The following is a 20,934-nucleotide window of genomic DNA, read 5'->3' on the forward strand; positions in this document are numbered from 1 at the left end:
GCGCTGGGGGAACCGCCACGTGTCACTGAACGTCGAAGGGCCACGGATGAACGAGTACGGAACTTCAGGTATTAGAGTTGCCGTCATGCCCAGCGCTCCGAGTTCCCGACTGAGCGATCTGGACTACCTTCGTGGCATCGCTGCCCTGGGCATCGTCGCGTACCACTACACGAGCTGGACGGCAGGTCCTCAAAGCGCCGAGTTCCCTCTGGGACGGGTGGGTGTCTACGGGGTAGCCGTATTTTACGTCCTCAGTGGATTGACGATGTTTCACGTCTATGGCCACCGGTTGGGCACCGCCCGACAGATTCGAACTTTCTTCGTCCGTCGCGCGTTTCGAATCTTCCCTCTTCTCTGGCTCGTCACCATTGCAACCATATTGTTGTCGCGCAGCTGGCCCGGATGGCGAGCCTTCGGGCTGAACATGACCGGGCTGTTCGGCTTCGTCGACTGGGACGGGTACATCGCCCTCGGCGTTTGGTCGATCGGTAACGAGCTCGTGTTCTACGCGCTCCTACCCCTCATCGCATGGGCTGCACATCGGCGATCCTGGTTCGCTGTGTGCGTTGCGGTATTCGTCGGAATCGGCGCTTACTTCGCGTTCGCGGTGCTGGATCCGTCGCTTCCCCTAGCCGAGCAATGGGGCGCGTATGTGAACCCATTGAATCAAGCATTCCTCTTCGTTCTCGGGTTCGCCGTGGGGAAAGTCCTGCGCGGCGTCCATATACCTCGATGGGCGCTCTTGTCCGCACTCGTCGCCGCACTATTGGTCTTTTGTATCTGGCCGTCAGGAGGCGACTTGATCAACCTTGTGACGGGAACGAATCGCTTCGTCTTCACGCTGGTGTGCGTGGTTCTGTGCGCGGTTGCGTACAAACTCGCAAGCGATCTGCCGCCGATTCTCGATCGTCCACTGGCGACGCTTGGTGAAGCCAGTTACTCGGTATACCTAATTCACCCGATCGCGTTCACCGCCGTCGGGATCGTCGCCCAAGGCGCGCTACCGATGCCTGTCACGACGCTGCTCGCGATTGGCGTCACGCTGACGGCAAGCGTCCTCTGCTATCGGATTTATGAGCGCCCTCTCATCAACGTCGCGCGTCAGCTCACGCCAACTCGCTGAGATGCCCGCTCGACCGGGTTGCGCGTCGAATCAACGCAGCCCGGTGCGAGCGAACTCGCAACGCTTACGCGGCGGTGCCGACGACGATGCGGGGGGTGCCGACCCAGCGGGCGGCGTCGGTGGCGTTGCGGCCGTCGACAAGGAGCTTCACACCGGGCAGACGGTCGGGGCCGAGGTCGCGGTATTCGGCGTGGTCAGTCTGCAAGATCGCGAGGTCGACATCGCCACCGAGAGCGTACGGCTCGAAGCCGAGTCCGCGCAGTTCCTCATCGGAGTAGATCGGGTCGTGCACGACGACCTCAGCACCACGTTCCCTGAGGGCCTGTACGGTCGGGAAGACGCCGGAGAACGCGGTCTCCTTCACTCCCCCGCGGTAGGCAGCACCCAGCACCACAGCCTTCTGCCCCGTGAGGGAGCCGAGGATGCCCTCCGCCTGCGCGACGAGACGCTCAGGCATCGACGCGTTCAACTGACGGGCGACGCGCACGATGTCGGCGTCCGGGTCCGTGGACAGATACAGGCGCGGATACACCGGGATGCAGTGCCCACCCACCGCGATACCGGGGCGGTGGATATGGCTGTACGGCTGCGAGTTGCACGCCTCGATCACCTTGTACACATCGATCCCGTTCGCCGCCGCGAACAACCCGAACTGATTCGCCAGCCCGATGTTCACATCCCGGTACGTCGTCTCCGCCAGCTTCGCCATCTCCGACGCCTCCGTCGTACCGAGATCCCACACCCCGTTCGGGCGCGGCAGATCGGGACGCTCGTCGAACTGCAACACCGCCTCATAGAACTCCCGAGCCAGACGGTTGCCCTCATCAGAAAGCGCACCGATCAGCTTCGGATACTTCCGCAGATCCGCGAATACACGACCCGTGAGCACACGCTCCGGCGAATACGCCAAGTGGAAGTCCTTACCCTCGACGAGACCAGAGCCCTCCTCCAGCATCGGCTTCCAACGGTTGCGTGTGGTGCCAACGGGAAGCGTCGTCTCATACGAGACAAGGGTGCCAGGAGTGAGATGCTCAGCAAGCGATCTGGTCGCGGCATCCATGTACTTGAAGTCCGGCTCCCACGTCTCGTCGTCCACGAACACAGGAGCGACGAGCACAACGGCATCCGCGCCGGGAATCGCGTCCGCATAATCCGTCGTCGCACGAAGACGACCGGCCGGGATCAGCTCCGCTAGACGCTCCTGCAACTCCGCCTCACCAGGAAACGGCTCAACACCGGAATTGATCGTGTCGACAGCCCTCTGATTGACATCGACACCGATCACGTCGTGACCGGAAGAGGCGAACTGGACGGCGAGGGGAAGCCCGATCTTTCCGAGGGCCACAACAGCAATACGCATGGAAGCCAGTCTACGGGGCAGATTCGGAGCCGGTGTCGAGGAGGTCCTCCAACGTCGGCTCCAACGCCGGCGTCAAGTATGAAACGAACGTCGAGGTCATGTGATTGATGTCGCGATAGACGAAGATATCGTCAATGATCACCGGACAGATCTTGGCGTCACAGATGAAATCTGTGAGGTCGACATATGTCGCGTCGCTGGCGTCTGCAACATTGCGTTCTGCGGCGGCAAGCGCATCATCGATCGCCCATTCGCGATCACCGTCGCAGCTCGTGACGTCGAGTACATCCGTCGACACGCACGTCGGCGGGTCAGTGGGGAATCGAGGCGAGTCCGCGATGATCAGTACTTCGATGCCAGCTCCTCGCAATCTATCGATGGTCGATGCCAGTCCGGAACTCCACATCTTCAGACGTTCCGCGTCGTCCTTCACATCCGCGAGAACGTAGTGAGCGTAGCTGGACATGACCACAAGGTCAGGCGGGTCCGCGAGCAAGTGCTCTACGACTCGCTCCTTCCAGCGATCGCAGGAGGCATACGGCACACCTTTGACGAGCACAGTGACGGAGACGGCAGAACAGGATGTTTTCGTGTAGGTATGGATCGCCGTTTCAGGATGCTCAGCGGCGAAATCCTCGATCGCCGGGAACCACTGCGCCGTATGCGAATCACCGAACATCGCCACGTCGAGATCGCCCTGCGGATTTCCATATGTGCAGTTCTGCACGTCTTCGGTATTCACATCGTGCTGACACCCGTCGGTAAACAACGGAGCAAGATCTGCGGCCACTTCATCCAGCGCCGGTGACATGTTCCGCGGCACGAACTCAGTCGCTCTCGGGGGCGATTCCGGAAAGTCCGGCGCGACCGCCACTACCTCGCCCGTGCCGACGTCGCGCGCTGAGGCCCATTGCACAGCGGCCAGTGATGTTCCGGCCAGCACGAGGGTAAGGCCGAGGGCCGTGAGAAGGGTAACTCGAGGTGGCCGGTCGACCAGTGCCCTTGGCGAACGAAACGGCGTCTCTATGAAGCGGAACAGCAGCCACGCGAGTGGAATCGCAAGGGCGATTCCCACCACCACTTTCACTGATATCCCTAGTGGATTCTGCTCGCCGACCGCAGCCTGAGTTATAACGAGCAACGGCCAATGCACAAGATAGAGCGAGTAGGAGATCAGCCCCACAAACTGGATCGGTCGTATCGACAGAACCCGGCTTGGGCTTCCCTTGGCCGTTGTCGCGCCGAAATAGAGCACCAACGCTGTCCCAAAGGTTGGAAGCAACGCGACGATCCCGGGGAACGCGGTGTCATCGTCGAACCACAGCGCACTCGCAAACACCATGGCGATGCCGAGCCAGCCCCCGGCGGCGGCAAGCCAGCCGGGGATACGAGGCGATTCGTGGAGCAATACCGCTCCGACAAGCGCTCCGATGAGAAGCTCCCAGGCACGCGTCGGCAGCAGGAAGAACGCGGATGGTTGATCAACTTGCGTGAGAATCGCGCCAGCGACGAAGCTAACAGCCCCGACTGCGGTGATCGCCGCGATCACCAGAACAGAGCGGCCGCGTAGCACGATGAAGATCAAGAGGAGCAGAAGCGGCCACAGCAGGTAGAACTGCTCTTCCACGCCGAGCGACCAGTAGTGCTGGAAGGGTGAAGCCGAATGGTCCGCCAGGTAGTCGGTGTCCTGAATCGCGAACCAGACATTCGGCACGTACAGAAGCGTCGCCAGCCCGTCTCTGAGCACCCGTTCGAGGGCGAGGGGCGGGTAGAACACAATCGCCGCCGCCGCGGTGAGGATCGCGACCGTCAAGGATGCGGGCAAGATCCTTCGGATGCGACGAGCGTAGAAGTCAGCGAATCGGATCCGTCCGTCACGCTGGAGGGTTTCCAGTAGGTGACTCGAAATCAGAAACCCGGAGATGACGAAGAAGACATCGACGCCCACATAACCGCCAGTGACGATGGGCACCCCGGCGTGATAGACGAGGACCAAGCCGACTGCGATCGCCCGCAGGCCTTGGACGTCAGCGCGGAACCCTCTGCGGACCGGTTCCGTGATCGCCGGTTCTGTCACGCGCCGCCAGCACCACCAGCACCGATGATCAACTCTGCGACGACCCGCTGTGCGGCCTTGCCGTCGCCGTACGGCGATTCGTCCGTCTCCACGGGACGTGGACGTGTCACTGCCGCCGCGATCTCCGTTGCGGTATTCGCGAGTACGTTCCAACCGAGCTCGATCGTCTCGACCCACTCGGTCTCGGTACGCACAGTTGTACAGGGCACCCCGAGCAGGAACGCCTCCTTCTGCAAGCCGCCGGAATCCGTCACCACACCAGCGCTGGACAGGGCCGCAGCAATGAGGTCCTTGTACGCCAGTGGAGCGTGTGCGATCAACGCTCCTTGCGTGAGGGAGATGCCGTGGGAAGCGGCCTTCGCAACCACGCGCGGGTGCGCGAGGAGGATGACCGGCTTGTCGAGGCTCGCCAACGCGGCTGCCACGTCACCTAGGCGCACCGGGTCATCCGTGTTCTCGGCACGATGGATCGTGGCGACGTAGTAGCCGTCGGGAGTCAGACCGAGCTCATCCAGAAGCGCAGACGGCGCACCCGCGAGTTCGTCGCGAACTTCGAAGAGCACGTCTGTCATGACGTCGCCGACGAGGACTGTGCGCGCTGCGAGCCCCTCAGTCGCGAGGTGATCGACGGCCACCTGAGTGGGTGCGAGCAGCAAGTCCGCCGCGTGGTCGGTCATCACACGGTTATGCTCCTCCGGCATGCGGCGGTTGAAGCTGCGAAGGCCCGCTTCCAGGTGCGCCACTGGGATGTGCATCTTGACCGCGCTCAACGCCGCAGCGACGGTGGAATTCGTGTCGCCGTACACCAGGACCCAGTCCGGGTGGTGTTCGTCGAAGACAGCATCCAAGGCCGCGAGCATGGCACCCGTCTGCACGCCGTGCGAGCCGCTGCCCACGCCGAGGTGCACGTCGGGTGCGCCGATGCCAAGGTCTTCAAAGAAGACGTCGGAGAGCATCGGATCGTAGTGTTGCCCAGTGTGGACGATGACGTGTTCAACCCCGGCAGCTTTGGCCGCCGCGTGGATAGGCGCAAGCTTCACGAACTGAGGGCGGGCGCCAACGACGCTGATGATCTTCACGGGAGACGATTCTATGCTGAGCTCCCTCTGAATCCGATTGATACCGTAGGTGCGTGCGCATTCTTTTCGTTACCCCGTGGTTTCCGACACTCGCCTCGCCGGTATCCGGGGTGTTCGTCCGGCGCGATGCGGAACTACTCAGCGAACATCACGAAATCGAGATCGTTCATCTTGTCGACCCAAGCCTGCTCAGCGACGACGATATCGCAGCGGATAGTAGTTCGACCATGCGAGTGCACCGGATCCCCATGGCGCGCAATGATCCACTCGCCCCGTTTCGAGCCTGGAAGCGAGTCCGACCGATGATCGAAAGCGTCGATCTCATCCACTCGCACGCCTTCCAAGCTCTCTTGCCGTTCGCCTGGCACCGCGTCAAGCGTCCATGGGTGCACTCGGAGCACTGGTCGGGGGTCGCGAACTCCGAGTCTTTCAACGCACAGGGCAGATTCATCTTCGCGCTGACGTCGCGTCTGTTACGACGACCGGATGTGGTCACAGCAGTGAGCACATTCCTGCTCGAACGCGTGCGCGAACATCGAAGCGGCACCACGATGATCGTGCCCTCCGTCGTATTGCCTGCCTTTCCAAAGCCGGTGCGACACACCTCGGACGAGCTGCGACTCGTCACAGTCGCGAACCTCGTGGAAGGCAAAGATCCCATGCTCGCGATCGAGACGATCGAGGAGCTTCGCAGCCGAGGCATCCCCGCGACGCTTCGCTGGGTCGGAGACGGTCCTATGCGCGAGGAGGTCGAGAAACGAATCCAGGGCGGTGCGAACGTCACGCTGTTGGGCGTACTGGACCACAGCGGTGTGGCGGCCGAACTCGCAGCCGCTGAAATCTTCCTGCTGCCGACACGAAGTGAGACACTCTGCCTGAGCGCCATCGAGGCGATCTCGCACGGCCGCCCCGTGGTGATGGGAGCCCGAGGCGGCCAGCGTGACTACGTGAATACGGACAACGGCGTCCTCGTGGCTGATAGATCCGCGCAGGCGTATGCGGACGCCGTGCAGGAAGTCGTTGATGCTTTCGGCCGTCTCGATCCGACTCATGTCGCGGCTACTGTGAGCGGCCGATTCACACCCGACCGAGTTCTCGAACTGTACGAGGTCGCGTACGCCGCCGCATCAGTTCTCCACGAAGCGAAGGTCGCACCATGATGCCCAGCTCCGAAGCCGCCGTCTCTTCGGACACTAAGCCGCCGCTGCTCATCATCTCGTATTCGCCCATCGCCAGGGATGCTCGTGTACTGCGACAGATCGAGCTGTTCCAGGGGCGTTATGACCTCACGACCGTCGGCTTCGGGCCGGCCGCGCCCGGGGTTGGCCAACATCACGAAATCCACGTACACGTCGGGCTCTCCCGGCGGATCCGCGGCTATGCGGAGGCGGCGCTGCTGCGTCTCAAGCTGTATCGGCTGATGTATTGGTCGGACCCGCTGGTGCGAGCCACGCGGCGCGCGCTTCGACTGTACCGTCCTGAACGCATTCTCGCGAACGACATTTACACTGTGCCGCTTGCGTTGCATCTAGCCCCTGACACGACTCATACCGACCTGCATGAGTACTACCCGGGTCTGCACGACGACAGCGCCCAGTGGCGCCGTCTACGCCAGCCATATCTGACTTGGCTGGTCGAGAAATATGCCCCACGGGCCGCCTCCGCTACGACGGTCGGTGAAGAGATCGCCGATCGTTACCACCAGCACGGAGTGCACGCCGCAGTCGTCGTGAACGCGCCGGAACGGAAGGGCTTCACCCCCGGCGCGGTCAGCTCGCCGATACGACTTGTGCACGCGGGCGCGGCGCTGCCCACGAGAAAGATCGAGAAAATGATGCGGGCGGTCGCGGAGAGCACCGCGGACATCGAGCTCTCGGTACTCCTCACGCCGAACACGCCGGCGTATGTGTCCAAACTCGAGGCGCTCGCCCTCGAACTCGGACCGCGCGTGCGGATGATTCCGCCTGTGGCGCATGAGAACCTTCTGCAGACCCTGAACTCCTTCGACGTCGGCATCCATGTCTTGCCGCCGACGGTCACGAACCAGGCGCTCGCGCTGCCGAACAAATTTTTCGACTTCGTGCAAGCGCGGCTCGGGATCATCATCGGACCGACCCCAGGCATGGCACGCCTCATCAACGAGCACGACCTCGGCACGGTGACCTCCGGTTTCGAGGTGGAGGACATCCGAGCAACCCTTGATGCGTTGACCGCAGCGAGAGTCTCGGAATGGAAGAGAGCCGCGGATCGAGCCTCAGAGGTTCTTTCCTCCGCCACCCAGCTCCCTGTGTGGGCGAAGGCGATCGACGCGCTCAGCGCGCCGCATTGACTCTCTGCGCGACACCCCTACCGCTCAGCAGCGAACGGAAAGGTGCGTGTCGGTGCAATATACGGAGTGGATTGGACGTCACCAGCACTTCGAACGCGAGGTAGCGGCTGCGGTCGCCCAGAGCTGCCCTCAGCGTGGCCTCGGTCGCGGCGGGCCGCACGGCCTCGTTGAGAATCCGGATGTCACGAATCGCCAGGATCCCATTTACTCCGGGCGCCCATCGCCGGAGCCGCTCCCAGATTGCGACGAACGTCGCACGATCCGATGGCAGGAGCCCCCCGTCGTTGATGTGTGTGGAGATGGAACCGATCAAGTGCACGCGGATGATCTTGGCCGCAACCGCCCTTTTCGCGCTCGGTGACATTCGGGAGAAGACCGAATCAGATTCGATGGCGTCAAGGTATGCAAGGTCATCCGCCGCGGGTCCACCACCCTTCGTCACCCGATCCTTCTGGTCGTCGTGCTCAAGGTAGGGCGGCGAACCAGGATCGAACGCGATCGACGCGCCGCTGAACCAGAGATGCAGACCGAATGCCTGGTCGACGCCCCGAGGCAGCCCCTCGGTGAAGCGGAGGCTCTCGAATCGCGTGCGTCGCCAGAGACCCAGAGGCGCACTGCGTTCGAACAGTCGATCGCGGTCCCCATCCAGATCGTGGGTTCGATATGGCCGAACACGCGGCGACGGGACCGCACCGGACTCGATCCGGCGTATCGGAGCGATGACAACGTCGGCCGCGTGTTGTTCTGCAAGACCGAGCCAGGCGTCGAGTGCACCGGGCGCGAGTTCGTCGTCCGACCCCAGAAGCCCTACGAACTCGGCCTCCGCGCGCTCCAGGCCGAAGTTGAATGCGTTCGCAGGCGACCGTACACCGTCCCGGAGAGAGAGTACGCGGACCCGATCATCTACGGCGAGAGTGCCGAGCCGCGAGATGACCAGCTCGACGTCGATATTGTGCGCGATCACGGTCACGCGTATGTCTCGCTGATTCGACAGAAGGGAAGACACCGCGCGATCCACCGGGCGTGTCGAGTTGTGGACGCCGATGATGATCTCTGCGTCAGTCATTTTACGTCGTCCTCCTCGACAGGCAGGATCCGGGGTTCGTCGGGACTCGTCCGCTCAGCACTGTCCAGATCGACCAGTCCGGCGAGCGCGGCCTGCAACGCGAATTCTGACTCGGCCGCGACGACCTCTTCGAAGGTTCCAGAGGCGGCGACGTCTCCGTCTCGCATGAAGAAGATCCGGTCCGCGTTCCGGATAGTCGACAGCCGATGTGCCACGGTGATCGTCGTGACGCGGCCCCGCAGGCGTTCGATGGCATTCGTGACCGCCGCTTCCGTCGCGGTATCAAGCGCACTGGTGGCTTCATCCATCACGAGGACCCGAGGCTCGGTGTACAGAGCTCGTGCAATACCGAGGCGCTGACGCTGTCCACCCGAGAGCGCCAGGCCACGCTCACCGATGCGACCGTCGATGCCACCGTCGCGCGCGTCGATCAGAGTCAAGAGTTGCGCTTGGTCGAGCGCGGAGCGCACGCGATCGCGGTCGAAGTCCTTGCGCCAGCTGAGCGCCACGTTCTGGGCGACCGTCGAATCGAAGAGAGACACGTCCTGGGGAACGTATGAGATCTGCGAACGCCATGCGTTCACGACACCGTGCAGCGGCACATCGTCCACCGAGATCGCACCGCTCGTTGGCTCGATCAGACCGAGGAGAAGATCAACCATCGTCGACTTGCCGGCGCCAGACGCCCCGACAAACGCCACCTGTGAACCGAATGGTATCTCCAGCGACACACCTCGCACGGCGTCGGGCGCCTCAGGTGAGTAACGAAAGCTCACGTCACGGAACCTGAGACTCTTAGGCGCTTCCGGCAGGACACTCGTGTCGCCAACACGAGCGGCCTCCATATAGCGGTCGGAGTTGCGAACTTCATCCAGCACAGCTCGCGCGTGGGGCGTCGAGACATTGAGTTGTTGCAGCACGCCTTGAAACCGCACAAGAGAGGGTGCAAGCCGGAATCCGGCCAGGCCGAAGAGCGCGATCGACGCGATCGCGCCCTGGACGTTACCGCCCGTGACGAAGCCCGCGCCCCCGACCAGCACGATGCCGCCGATCAGTGCCACGTCCATGATGTGCCGCGGGACCTGGGCGAGAAACTGCGAGTTCGCACGGGCGCGGGTGGCGTGGGCACGATTCTCGCGAACGACGCCTGCGACATCTGCTGCGCTTCCTCGTAGAGTCACTTCTTTGAGCGCGCCGATCATCTCAGTGATGAGTCGGGAAGAGCGCAGCGAATAGCGGAGTGCGACGAGCCCGGCCTGCTTTGAACGACGAGAGATCTGCAACTGCAGCAGGAGCGCGATCACACCAAGATAGACGATTGTCACCAATCCGACGAACGGCTGCGCGATCGCGAGCACGAGGATGAGTGAGAAGAAGCTCATGAACTCGCCTATCAGCGAGGCGCCTGGGAGAAGGAACCCCGAGATCGTGGTGCTGACACTTGAGTCCGTGATGCGCACAAGGTCCGAAGAATTGCGACGCAGTCGTTCCACCCACGGAGCTCGGATGTAACCATCGAAGACACGCACCCCGAGTTCAAGCTCGTAACGTGCGAAGCGCCGGGTCGCGAACCACTGCAATGTGAGTGTCAGTATGCCTTTGAGCACGATGAGCCCGCACACGATGGATAGCGGCCAGAGGATCTGCGCTCCTTCGAGCCGTCCCACGATCGGCAGGACCAGCGGCGAATTGCTGACCAGAGGGGCGATCACGACGGCAAGTAACCCAAGCGCAAGCCCGTCCATGAGCGCAAGAACGCCCATCACAGCGGCGTAGACAGAGAGAAACTGGCCTGCACTGCGAGGTAGCACGCGAAGCACTTCGCGGTACAGCGCCCAGTTTGCCTTCATCGCACATCCCCCGAGATTCTCGATCCATTGATGGCGGCGAGGAACGCCCGGCCTTCAGCGGCGGAGTTGATGTCCGCAGCTACAGCCGCAGACTTGGCCTTCATCGCGCTCACCGAATCTGCGTCCAGCTCATCCAAGGTGTCGCGCAATGACTCCCACGTGAACTCAGGAACCACAAGTCCATGACCGTACTTCCGAACGATCGGCGCCATTGTCTCCGTCTCGCCCACCACCAGCGCAAGGCGACCCTGCGCTGCCTCGAAGAACTTGTTAGGCATCGCGTACTGAAGATTGATTCCGGTCGGTTTATAGAAGACGATCTCGACGTCATACTCATTGATGCACTCGGCGATCTCGCGCATCGGGGCAGGGGGTACGATCCGGATGCGTTCGCGGGCTGGATGTGTCTCCAGCTCCTTACGTAACATCGCGTGCACCGGCGGATTCGACGTGAGCATGAACGTCATCGAGAACCGAGGCGGCAGCTCCCGCAAAGCGGCCAAGATCTCCTTGAACCCGCGCGACCAACTCGGCAGTCCGTGAAACAGCAAGCGGATGTCGTCACCGTCGACAGCGCTCGGGACGAGATCGGGTTCGTGAGGAGGCGCATTGCGGACCTGGACCGGTGGGTCAATGCCGAATTCCGCGGCATACAGTCTTCCGATCGGTCCGTTCACCACAGACCTGCTGGTGAACCGATCCGAAGCGATGTGTGCCCGCCCCCATCGGTAGTGCGGTCCGGTGACCTTCCCGCCGAAATTCTTTCGCCGAACATCGGGATTGTGGTACTCATGCAGATCGAGATGACGTAATCCACGCAAGGCGGCGATGGTAAAGTCTCGCTTCTCATCGATCCAGGGCGCGAATTCGAGCTCATTGAACACCACGAGATCGTACTGGCCCGCGCGCACTCTTCGCCGCAGTGCTACCGGTATACGGGACGACATGAGGACCTTGAAGCGCAAGCGATCAGGCAGAAGTGTGTGTATGAGAAGCATGCCCACGCGTCCGCGGGTCCATGAGACAGGCCTAGCGATCTCGAAATGATCTCGTACAGCCGCTGCGGTGCGGTCGCCGATACCAAGCGTGTCGACCGACCACCCGTCCTCGACAAGCCAATCGATCTCGCGATGAACTCTTGGGTCCGAGACGATCTCAGAATAGGACAACACGAGAGCGCTGCGAGTCTTAGCGTCTGTCACTTCAGGAGTCACTCTCACCCGGTTTTGATCGGCGCCCATCGCTTGCGTCAAAGCTTGATCGAATCGCCGGTGCGCGCGGAGTCGAGTGCGGCTTCGACGACGACGAGGGTGCGTTGGCCTTGTTCCATGGTGACGACGTCCGTCTGCTGGCCAAGGACGGCGTCACGGAATGCTTCGTGCTCGACGCGCAGCGGCTCACGTTTCGCGAACGAGTAGCGGGTCACGTCTCCTTCGGAGACCCCGCGGAAGGATGACACGGATTCCCATTCCAGGGGAATGGTGCCGTTCGCGTAGAAAGTGAGGTCGCCGGTCGCGGTATCCGCGACGAACGCACCCTTCTCCCCCGTGACGACTGTGACGCGCTCCTTCATCGGGGAGAGCCAGTTCACGATGTTGTTCACGATGACACCCGACTTCGTGCGCCCCGTGATCGTGATCATGTCCTCATACTCACGACCGGACTTGAATGCCGTCTGTGCGAACACCCGTTCGTAGTCGGACTGCACGACCCACGCCGTGAGATCCACATCATGCGATGCCAGATCCTTCGCGACCCCGACATCCGCGATCCGCGCCGGGAATGTGCCCTGCCGGCGCGTCGCGACCTGATAGACCGCGCCGAGTTCGCCCGCCTCGATCCGACGACGGGCTTCCTGCAGCGCCGGGTTGAACCGCTCGATATGACCCACCGCACCCACGAGCCCGGCATCACGGAATGCATCGACCATCCGCTGCCCGGCTTCGAGGGTGTGAGCGATCGGCTTCTCCACCAGCGTGTGAACGCCGGCGGCAGCGAGCTTCAACGCGGCGTCCTCATGGAAGCGTGTCGGAACCGCGACGACGGCGATGTCGATGCCGGCGCCGATCAGCGCCTCGATGTCCGGAAGAACCTTCAGGTCACCGGCCACGCCGTGCGGGTCACCGCCCGGGTCCGCGATGGCGACCAGTTCGACGCCGTCGAGTTCGCGCAGCACACGAGCGTGATGACGCCCCATCATGCCTACGCCTAGAAGCCCCGCGCGCAGCACCATCAGGCGCCTGCCTTGGTAACGGTGTTGACGGCGGCGACGATGCGTTCGAGGTCGTCCTGCGACAGCGACGGGTGCACGGGCAACGATGCGACCTCGCGGGCGGCTCGTTCCGTCTCGGGAAGGTCCAGGCCCGGCGCATACGGCGCCAGGGATGGCAGGCGGTGGTTCGGGATCGGGTAATACACGCCCGCACCGACATTGTGCTCGGCCTTCAACGCCGCGACGAACCCGTCCCGGTCCTCGGGAACACGGATCGTGTACTGGTGATACACATGCACCGCACCCTCAACGACCGGCGGCGTGACCACACCGTGCAGGTTCGCATCCAAGAACGCCGCATTGGCCTGACGCTGCGCCGTCCACGCGTCGACCTTCGTCAACTGCACCCGGCCGATCGCGGCGTGAATGTCGGTCATGCGGGCGTTGAACCCGATGATCTCGTTCTCGTACTGCCGCTCCATGCCCTGGTTGCGCAGCAACCGCAACCGGCGAGCGATCTCCTCGTTCGCGGCGGTGACCATCCCGCCCTCACCACTGGTCATGTTCTTCGTCGGATACAGGCTGAACATCGCGAACTCACCGAACGAACCGACCGGACGCCCATCCAACGACGCCCCATGCGCCTGCGCCGCATCCTCATACAACGCCACACCCCGCGCCGCCGCGAGAGCCTCCAACTCCCGCATCCGGGCCGGGTGCCCATACAGATGCACCGGGAGGATGCCCTTCGTCTTCGTCGTGATCGCCGCGGCGACCGCCTCCGGATCCAAGCTGAACGTGTCGGGCTCGATGTCCACGAACACCGGCGTCGCCCCCGTCAGCGCAACAGAGTTCCCCGTCGCGGCGAACGTGAACGACGGGACGATGACCTCATCGCCCGCACCCACACCCGCCGCCAGCAAGCCGAGATGCAGCCCCGCGGTTCCCGAGTTCACAGCGACCGACGGTCGGCCAGGCACGAAGTGCTCTGAGAACTCCGACTCGAACGCCGCGACCTCCGGCCCCTGAGCGACCATGCCACTGCGCAGCACACGGTCAACCGCCTCCCGCTCCTCGTCACCAATGATCGGCTTCGCCGGGGGAATGAACTCGCTCACACAGACTCCTTGGTCAAAATTTCATCAGTCTCGATGTAACGGGCCCCACTGGTCCGACACACCCACACTCCATCGGCGTCACCGGGCGTCAACGGAACGCCGGATTCGCCCACCCAGCCGATGCGCCGCGCCGGAACGCCGGCGACAAGCGCATATGCAGGGACATCTTTGACCACGACCGCGCCGGCCGCGACGGTCGCCCAGGCTCCGATCGTGACGGGGGCCACGCAAGTCGCCCGTGCACCGATGGAAGCACCGGTTTGGATCGTCACACCGACAGGCTCCCAGTCCTGCGCGCTCTTCTGAGATCCGTCTGCATTGATCGCGCGCGGATAGGTGTCATTGGTCAGCACGACGGCTGGTCCGATGAAAACGCCATCGGCAAGCTTCGCGGGCTCATACACTAAGGCGTAGTTCTGCACTTTGCAGTTGTCGCCCATGATCACGCCGGTGCCGATGTACGCGCCGCGCCCTACGATGCAGTTTTCCCCCAGACTGGCGCGCTCGCGTACTTGCGCGAGATGCCAGATGGAAGATCCATCGCCGACTGCGGCTTCGGGCGACACATCGGCTGAGGTAACGATGCGCACACGAGGAAATTTGCTCAATGGATGCTCCTTGGGCCGGTGTCCGCACGCCACGGCCACCCGACAGTCAGCAAGTCTATCGCGCGGCAACTGGATGCCTTCTCCGTGCGCCCGGCGTCTTCCCTAGCGTCCCCGCCTACTGCGCGCAGCGCTCAGAACCGCCGCAACGGCTCGTTCGGCAACGGCCTGAGCTGACACATTGTGATGCGCCCATCGCACCAGACTCGGGATTGGTTCGGCGTCATTGCGGTCGAGAAGAAGTCGGATCGCGTCAGCGAATTCGACGGCGTCGAACGGCGCCGCCTTTCCTAGTGCGTTGTCAGTGACGACTTCCCGCAGAGCCTCTGGGCCTGCGTATGCAATTGGCGTACCTACAGCGATGGCGGCGTAGAGCTTCGTGGGCACCGCAAAGTCGTACCCGACGCTTGGCTTGAGCGTCGCGAGCGCAACGCGCGCAGATCTCGTCCATCGAGCCGCGTCTTCGGCTGGAACAGGGGGCAGGAAACGGATACGGTCCGCCAAGCCGTACTCTTCGACGGTTTCTTGTAGCAGTTGCTTGTCAGTCCCTTGGCCGATGAATGTCGCGGTAACGGAAGGATCGTCCTGCATCACGATGGCGAGCGCCTCAATGGCTATGCCTGCACCGTGCCACTCGCTCATCGTTCCGACGTAGACGATGTCAGATGGGTTGTCCACGCCCACTCCATGAGGCGAGAACAAGCTGGTGTCCACACCGTGTCCGACCACCACCGTCGGCGATCCATGAGCCAGCGCCTCGATACGCTGAACGACGCCGTCGGAGACGACGAGGTTCTCGGCCGCGCCGAGCAGCGCAAACCGCTCAACTGCTCGCACTGCCTTTATCACCCAGGCGGCAACTCCTGTCATCTGGGCTGCGTCAGACCAGATATCAGCCGCGTAGTAGATATACGGGCGTCGACGGATCCAGGAGGCAACACGCATGATCGCGCCAGTCGTCGGCGGCGGTTCGACAATGTACGCATCTGGGCGTGACGAAAGAAGTACGCGAAAGAACAGCGGTACGTCATAGCTCAAGTACTGAAGGTAACCGCGAACGTAACCCGCGCTGTCGCGAAGGACGGGCCAACGACGAATCGTCTCTCCCGACGTCTGCCCCAATGGGATGCTCTTGGGAGGCTTCGTTGTCAACACCGTCACGTCATGACCCTGGCGACCGAGTTCGGTTGCCAGTGCCTGCAACCTCATCGAGCCTGCAGACGGTTCAGGAGTGTAGATACGCGAGACGATCGTCAAGCGAAGCGCGCCAAGGACTTCAGATCTGCGTCGCTTCGTTCTCATTGGTCGCCGGTCTCGCCCTCATCGGATGTTCGTTCAACTGCCTCCGAAGCGGCCTTCGACTCTAGTACGCGTAGGCGCTGCTCGGTGAACGCCGCGTGCTCACTGAGATCGCGCATCCGTGACTCGATACGGGTCAACTCCGCCCCATATTGGAGCGTCACGACGAACAAAAGTCCGATCGCGACAAAGAACACGAGGTTTGTCGCAACCGAGATTCCGAGCAACGTCGAGGCCCACGTGAGCACCTGCGGAAAGACAGCTATGACGAGTGCGAGGACACCGCCGAAGAACCACCACACCGCATGACGTTCACGGAGCGTGCCTTTGCGCATCAGTTCGACGATCGCGACGAGAACCAATAAGGCGGCTACGATGCCGAAAGCGTAAGTCACGCCGTTCATAATGCGATGTCCTTTCCGGACCGCGGGCGCATCATGGCCAACGCGAAGGCCGCGCACGCTCGCACCAGGTAGACGGCCGCCTTCACCGGGTGGTGTGACGGTTCCCCACCCTGGCGAACGCGCATCTCGACGGGGATCTGCTGGATACGAAGGCCGGAACGGGCCGCAATCACCAAAGCTTCAACCGTGTCACCGAGATACTCCGCAGGAAGATTATCCGCGAAGACCTCAATAGACCGTGGTCCGGCCGCTTTGAATCCGCTCGTCACATCAGTGAGTCGAGTATTCGCGACACGACTCACCACCACCGCCAACAAGCGCATCGCCCATCGCCTCGGTCCCTTGACGGAATAAGATCCGACACCAGCGAATCGAGCACCGATCACGAGGTCAGAGTCAGTTAGTCCGTCCAGAAGCGTCGGGATTGCAGATGCGTCATGTTGTCCGTCGGCGTCGACCTGCACGACGACGGAGAAGTCATGGTTTCGAGCGAAACGGAACCCCGCGCGCATTGCCCCGCCGACCCCGAGGTTGTACGGCAAGGTGAGCACGATTGCACCTGCTGCATGCGCGCGCAGGCCGGTCTGATCTGACGACCCGTCGTCGACGACAAGACACTGTGCCAGCGGAATAGCACGATTGACGTCGCGGACCACGTCCGCGACGGAATCCTCTTCGTTCAGCGCCGGAATGACGACGAGAACGGATCGATCGACCGGACGCATCGATTGAGATCCTATCGACCGGTCCGGCGAGGTTACTGAGCGCACGCCGTGATCCGCCAGAGTGAGACCGTACCTTCTTGCACGACCAACTCGAATCCGTCCTGTCCGGCGAAATCGGTCATGCCTGGCATTTGATACCGCCCAGGACCTTGCTCACCGATACCGAAGTCGAGTACGTACTCCGGGTCGTCGTACGCAGCGAGGGCTTCGCAGACCTGAGGTTCCTCAGCGACATCCCTGAGATCAGCTGCGAGGATGGTCCAGGCTCCGCTCGTCGGCGGTGACCACGTTCGGGGATAGACGTCGAGTCCGCTAAGGAAATAGCCGAACGCCGTGCCCGTCGACGGGTTGCCGATGATACGAGCATCAGCATCTACCAATTCATCCAAAGACTCGAGCAGGGCTCGCTCATCCGGATTCAGATAGGCGTCCGCCATGGCGAGATATCGCGACTCCCGGTCGTATGTGCCCTCGAGAACGGCGGGCATCGCCACAGGGCGTAGCAACACGAGAACGATCATGAAGACCGCCGTTCCCCCCAACGCCAGCAGACGCGCGGCCGACGTGCTCGGCGAGCGATGCACCAAGCGCGCAATCGCGTGTGCGATCCCGTCGACGCCGATCGCCGCGAGTGGGATCACGACGATCGGCGCGAGCGCGGCGATGCGATAGGGATCTGCATACCAAGCGCCGAGGATCTCGGCGCGGATGAACGGGTTCCCGATCGCTGCGACCATGACGTACAACAACGAGATCCCGAGCCACGCGACAGCGAACCATCGCAGCCTGCCGTGACGCAGCGCAATCACGAGTCCGATGATCATCAGCACGCTGATCCCGAATGCGAAAGGGACGAGCACATGCCCGTTGAGGAGGACGTCGAAGGCGACTTCGAGCTTGCCGCGGAACGGTGGCCAGTGTGACCCGCTCGTGCCGTTGGCAAGGAAAAGCCACGTTGCGATGAGAGCAAGCCAAGCGATCACGCCCAACGCGGCAGCCCGCGCGGGGCCGATCATCGCCGCCCTGTCAACAAGCCGGAAGGTCAGCCACGTCACGAGGATCGCCGCCCACGGGAGGATCGCCGCGGGCTGCGAAAGAAGCAGCGCCCCCATCGTCACGAGTATGAGAAGCGCACCACGAACTACCGCCTGCCAGGGCTTTGCACCGACGCTCCAGCGCGGCAACGACATGACCAGCGCGACACCTGCCGGGATGAGCGCGATGGACAGCGCATTCGGGAACAGCACGCCCCATTGGAACATCAGTAATGGAAACGTCTGCAGGGCGCTGGAAAGAACTGCAGCGTATCCGGCCACACTGTCTGACCCGGTAAGGGTTCGGGCGAGCCAGGCGATGCCAAGCGGCCAGATGAACGCGCCTATCACGACAGACACGATGTTCGCAGTCACCGGAATCTCAGCCCCAGTGATCATCACGATCAACGACACCACGCCATGCCATGCAGCGGGATAGAAGCTCTGTCCTCCGATAACGGCGTTGACGTGCATCGAGGATGCGTCCGAGGTCTCGAGGATGAATCGGATCGCGTTCATGTGGAACACGGCGTCGTTCGTCTGAGAGATTCCGGACGGGTCCGAGATATAGCCTGCGAGTCGCCAGATTGCGATCACGATGCCCAGGGCGAGGGCGACGGGGATAATCCATCGACGGCCGGTCGTTGCCGACGACGACCATGGAATCCTGTGGCCGAGTGCCCAACTGATCGCCCAGGAGACGGCGATGAGGAGGAGCACAGCGATTCCCCAGCTCAGCGGCGACCATCCGATACCGACTGCGCCGAATGCCACCGCGATCACCGCTGTGGCGGCCACTGTGAACAGCGGTGCGGTCGCGAACAGCGCGAGCCCACGCAGCCCCGCGCCGAACATCGCGACGGTCCCAGGGACGAAGACGACGAGCAACGACGCCAGCAGAATCGGCGTCTGCCCCAGCCAATCCAGGATCACTTGTCCACCAGAGCGATCGCACCTTCGATCTCACCGTCGTAGATGACCTCGCCTTTGTTGATCACCACGCCCCTGGAGCACAGTTCCCGAACCATCTCCATGTCATGGCTCACGACGACGAGCGTCTTGCCCCGTGCGATGAGTTCTTCGAACTTGAGGCGGCACTTCTCACGGAACGGCGCGTCGCCGACCGAAAGGATCTCGTCGACGAGCAGCACGTCAAGTTCAACGTGAATGGCCACCGAGAAGGCAAGACGCATGAACATACCCGACGAATAGTGCTTGACCTCTTGGTCGATGAACTGTTCGATCTCGCTGAACGCCACGATCTCGTCGTACCGCGCTTCGATCTCATGTCTCTTCATACCGAGTATCGCAGCATTGAGAAACACGTTCTCGCGGCCCGAGAGTTCGGGATGGAACCCGGCGCCGACTTCTATGAGTCCAGCGACACGTCCGCGAGTAAGGACCTCCCCCTCATCAGGTTCCATCACACCGGAGACGAGCTTGAGCAGCGTGGACTTGCCCGATCCGTTCAGGCCGAGGACCGCGACGGACTCCCCTTCGCCGATGACCAGATCCACACCTTTGAGTGCCTCGAACTGGCTCGTGAGCTGGCGCCGTTTGATCCAGGAGACGACGGTGTCCTTCAGCGAGAACGCGTGATTGAGTGTGAATCGCTTCTTCACACCGTCGATGATGATGCTCGGCTTGATCGCCGCCTGATCGCTCATAGGTCTTGTGCGAACCTTCCTTCGAGGCGACGGAAAATCAACTGTCCCAGAAGCAGCGTGCCGAGTGCGATCAGGAACGTCCAGAGCGTGTTCCATGCCAGTCCCGGCGGGATTGCCATCATCTGATCGCCGCCGTAGCCAGCGGCGGACACCAGACCCTCAGTAGCGGGTCTCCAGAATGCATAGTGGAAGAGCTCGACACCGTGCGTGATCGGGTTCAGCAGATACACCTCGACCAGCCACTGGGGCCACTGCAGTCGGTCGACAACGGCTTCCTGCACCATCGTCCAGGAGTAGAGCACGGGAGACGCCCATGTGGCGAGGAGCAACATCAGCTCGACGATGTTCTCCGCGTCGCGGTAACGAACGTTGATCGCCCCGAAGAACAACCCGACTCCGAGCGAGAAGAGCATCACGATCACCATCGCGGCGAAGATCGCCAGCACGCCGAAGATTGAGACGTGTGTGATCCATCCCATCAGCAGGCACACGAGCAGCAGCAGTCCGACCTGCGGCAGGAAGTGCACGAACGAGACGATGACCGCGGATACGGCGAACAGCTGCCTCGGCAGGAACACCTTTCGCACCAAGGGTGCATTGCCCACGATCGACGTCGTGGCGTTCTTGAATCCCTCGGAGAACAGATTGATGACGACGATGCCGGAGAAGAGGTACACCGCGTAGTTCGGAACGTCGCGGTCGAGGTTCATGAAGACGCCGAGAACGATCCAGAACACCAAGAACTGCGCCGCCGGCCGGACGTATGACCATGTCCACCCCAACACGGAGTTGCGGTAGCGAGTCGTCACACCGGTGCGGACGAGCAGGTTCAGCAGATATCGCCAGCGCACGACATCAATCAGCCCGCGGCTCTTACCAGGGGTGTCGAAGTCAGAACGCGGGACAGTAGCGAAAAGATCTCGGGTGTCAGTCACGGGCCCACTCACTCGGCGACAGCGGCACAGGCCGCCTCGAATTCAGTAGTT

At 62.3% G+C, this 20,934-nt stretch carries 18 protein-coding genes; 3 read left to right on the top strand and 15 right to left on the bottom strand.

The features are described 5' to 3' along the window. The first annotated feature begins 85 nt into the window (after positions 1-85). Positions 86-1,123, top strand: a complete 1,038-nt coding sequence (locus tag IEV67_RS07055; RefSeq protein WP_188435888.1) for an acyltransferase family protein — start codon at positions 86-88, stop codon at positions 1,121-1,123. A gap of 64 nt (positions 1,124-1,187) precedes the next feature. Here IEV67_RS07055 and IEV67_RS07060 read toward each other — a convergent pair whose 3' ends face one another. The 3 genes from IEV67_RS07060 to wecB are packed head-to-tail and all read right to left on the bottom strand — an operon-like array spanning position 1,188 to position 5,639. Beyond that, on the bottom strand, positions 1,188-2,483 hold the full coding sequence (locus IEV67_RS07060; protein WP_188435889.1) for a nucleotide sugar dehydrogenase: 1,296 nt from the start codon (positions 2,481-2,483) through the stop codon (positions 1,188-1,190). Between the two features lie 10 nt (positions 2,484-2,493). Then, positions 2,494-4,560, bottom strand: coding sequence for an acyltransferase family protein (locus IEV67_RS07065; RefSeq protein WP_268238577.1), 2,067 nt, complete (start codon positions 4,558-4,560; stop codon positions 2,494-2,496). Beyond that, positions 4,557-5,639, bottom strand: coding sequence for a non-hydrolyzing UDP-N-acetylglucosamine 2-epimerase (wecB, locus tag IEV67_RS07070; protein ID WP_188435891.1), 1,083 nt, complete (start codon positions 5,637-5,639; stop codon positions 4,557-4,559). Before wecB ends, IEV67_RS07065 begins: the two co-directional genes overlap by 4 nt. Before the next feature lie 110 nt (positions 5,640-5,749). On the opposite strand from wecB, the gene IEV67_RS19160 reads away from it, so the two are divergent. Then, positions 5,750-6,799, top strand: coding sequence for a glycosyltransferase (locus tag IEV67_RS19160; RefSeq protein WP_373284463.1), 1,050 nt, complete (start codon positions 5,750-5,752; stop codon positions 6,797-6,799). Further along, entirely contained in the window at positions 6,796-7,968 is a 1,173-nt protein-coding gene (locus IEV67_RS07080) for a glycosyltransferase family protein (protein WP_188435893.1), read from the top strand. The genes IEV67_RS19160 and IEV67_RS07080 overlap by 4 nt, the downstream gene beginning before the upstream one ends. Here the strand turns inward: IEV67_RS07080 and IEV67_RS07085 are convergent. From IEV67_RS07085 to IEV67_RS07140, 12 genes are all read right to left on the bottom strand, one after another. Next, positions 7,952-9,034 (bottom strand): glycosyltransferase family 2 protein, encoded by a 1,083-nt coding sequence (locus tag IEV67_RS07085; protein WP_188435894.1) that lies wholly within the window; start codon positions 9,032-9,034, stop codon positions 7,952-7,954. The genes IEV67_RS07080 and IEV67_RS07085 overlap by 17 nt on opposite strands. Beyond that, positions 9,031-10,236 (bottom strand): ABC transporter ATP-binding protein, encoded by a 1,206-nt coding sequence (locus tag IEV67_RS07090; protein ID WP_229702868.1) that lies wholly within the window; start codon positions 10,234-10,236, stop codon positions 9,031-9,033. The genes IEV67_RS07085 and IEV67_RS07090 overlap by 4 nt, the downstream gene beginning before the upstream one ends. Before the next feature lie 644 nt (positions 10,237-10,880). Beyond that, positions 10,881-11,768 carry a glycosyltransferase family protein gene (locus IEV67_RS07095; protein WP_229702870.1) on the bottom strand — a complete coding sequence of 296 codons (888 nt, stop codon included), beginning with the start codon at positions 11,766-11,768 and terminating at the stop codon, positions 10,881-10,883. A 365-nt stretch (positions 11,769-12,133) separates the two neighbouring features. Continuing rightward, a complete protein-coding gene (locus tag IEV67_RS07100; RefSeq protein ID WP_188436319.1) occupies positions 12,134-13,120 on the bottom strand; it encodes a Gfo/Idh/MocA family protein in 987 nt (328 codons plus the stop codon). Further along, complete coding sequence (locus tag IEV67_RS07105; protein WP_188435897.1) at positions 13,117-14,214, bottom strand: DegT/DnrJ/EryC1/StrS family aminotransferase; 1,098 nt, start codon at positions 14,212-14,214, stop codon at positions 13,117-13,119. The genes IEV67_RS07100 and IEV67_RS07105 overlap by 4 nt, the downstream gene beginning before the upstream one ends. After that, positions 14,211-14,822, bottom strand: coding sequence for an acyltransferase (locus tag IEV67_RS07110; RefSeq protein ID WP_229702872.1), 612 nt, complete (start codon positions 14,820-14,822; stop codon positions 14,211-14,213). The genes IEV67_RS07105 and IEV67_RS07110 overlap by 4 nt, the downstream gene beginning before the upstream one ends. Before the next feature lie 102 nt (positions 14,823-14,924). Then, positions 14,925-16,076 carry a glycosyltransferase family 4 protein gene (locus IEV67_RS07115; RefSeq protein WP_188435898.1) on the bottom strand — a complete coding sequence of 384 codons (1,152 nt, stop codon included), beginning with the start codon at positions 16,074-16,076 and terminating at the stop codon, positions 14,925-14,927. Positions 16,077-16,117: 41 nt separating this feature from the next. Next, positions 16,118-16,522 (bottom strand): DUF2304 domain-containing protein, encoded by a 405-nt coding sequence (locus IEV67_RS07120; RefSeq protein WP_229702873.1) that lies wholly within the window; start codon positions 16,520-16,522, stop codon positions 16,118-16,120. Continuing rightward, positions 16,519-17,247: a glycosyltransferase family 2 protein gene (locus IEV67_RS07125; protein WP_188435900.1), complete on the bottom strand. Its 729-nt coding sequence runs from the start codon at positions 17,245-17,247 to the stop codon at positions 16,519-16,521. The genes IEV67_RS07120 and IEV67_RS07125 overlap by 4 nt, the downstream gene beginning before the upstream one ends. Positions 17,248-17,279: 32 nt before the next feature. Beyond that, the gene (locus tag IEV67_RS07130; RefSeq protein WP_188435901.1) at positions 17,280-19,214 is read right to left on the bottom strand and encodes a DUF6541 family protein; all 1,935 of its coding nucleotides are present in this window, start codon (positions 19,212-19,214) and stop codon (positions 17,280-17,282) included. Continuing rightward, complete coding sequence (locus IEV67_RS07135) at positions 19,211-19,948, bottom strand: ABC transporter ATP-binding protein (protein ID WP_188435902.1); 738 nt, start codon at positions 19,946-19,948, stop codon at positions 19,211-19,213. Before IEV67_RS07135 ends, IEV67_RS07130 begins: the two co-directional genes overlap by 4 nt. Further along, positions 19,945-20,883, bottom strand: a complete 939-nt coding sequence (locus tag IEV67_RS07140; protein WP_188435903.1) for an ABC transporter permease — start codon at positions 20,881-20,883, stop codon at positions 19,945-19,947. The genes IEV67_RS07135 and IEV67_RS07140 overlap by 4 nt, the downstream gene beginning before the upstream one ends. Positions 20,884-20,934: the final 51 nt, after the last annotated feature.

The sequence above is a fragment of the Microbacterium murale genome, from assembly GCF_014635185.1.
Classification (GTDB): domain Bacteria; phylum Actinomycetota; class Actinomycetes; order Actinomycetales; family Microbacteriaceae; genus Microbacterium; species Microbacterium murale.

What these genes read in the sequence shown, in the direction of transcription:
- IEV67_RS07055 (WP_188435888.1), top strand. Translation starts at nt 86, where the DNA reads ATGCCCAGCGCTCCGAGTTCCCGACTGAGCGATCTGGACTACCTTCGT.
- IEV67_RS07060 (WP_188435889.1), bottom strand. Translation starts at nt 2,483, where the DNA reads ATGCGTATTGCTGTTGTGGCCCTCGGAAAGATCGGGCTTCCCCTCGCC.
- IEV67_RS07080 (WP_188435893.1), top strand. Translation starts at nt 6,796, where the DNA reads ATGATGCCCAGCTCCGAAGCCGCCGTCTCTTCGGACACTAAGCCGCCG.
- IEV67_RS07085 (WP_188435894.1), bottom strand. Translation starts at nt 9,034, where the DNA reads ATGACTGACGCAGAGATCATCATCGGCGTCCACAACTCGACACGCCCG.
- IEV67_RS07090 (WP_229702868.1), bottom strand. Translation starts at nt 10,236, where the DNA reads ATGATCGGCGCGCTCAAAGAAGTGACTCTACGAGGAAGCGCAGCAGAT.
- IEV67_RS07120 (WP_229702873.1), bottom strand. Translation starts at nt 16,522, where the DNA reads ATGAACGGCGTGACTTACGCTTTCGGCATCGTAGCCGCCTTATTGGTT.
- IEV67_RS07125 (WP_188435900.1), bottom strand. Translation starts at nt 17,247, where the DNA reads ATGCGTCCGGTCGATCGATCCGTTCTCGTCGTCATTCCGGCGCTGAAC.
- IEV67_RS07135 (WP_188435902.1), bottom strand. Translation starts at nt 19,948, where the DNA reads ATGAGCGATCAGGCGGCGATCAAGCCGAGCATCATCATCGACGGTGTG.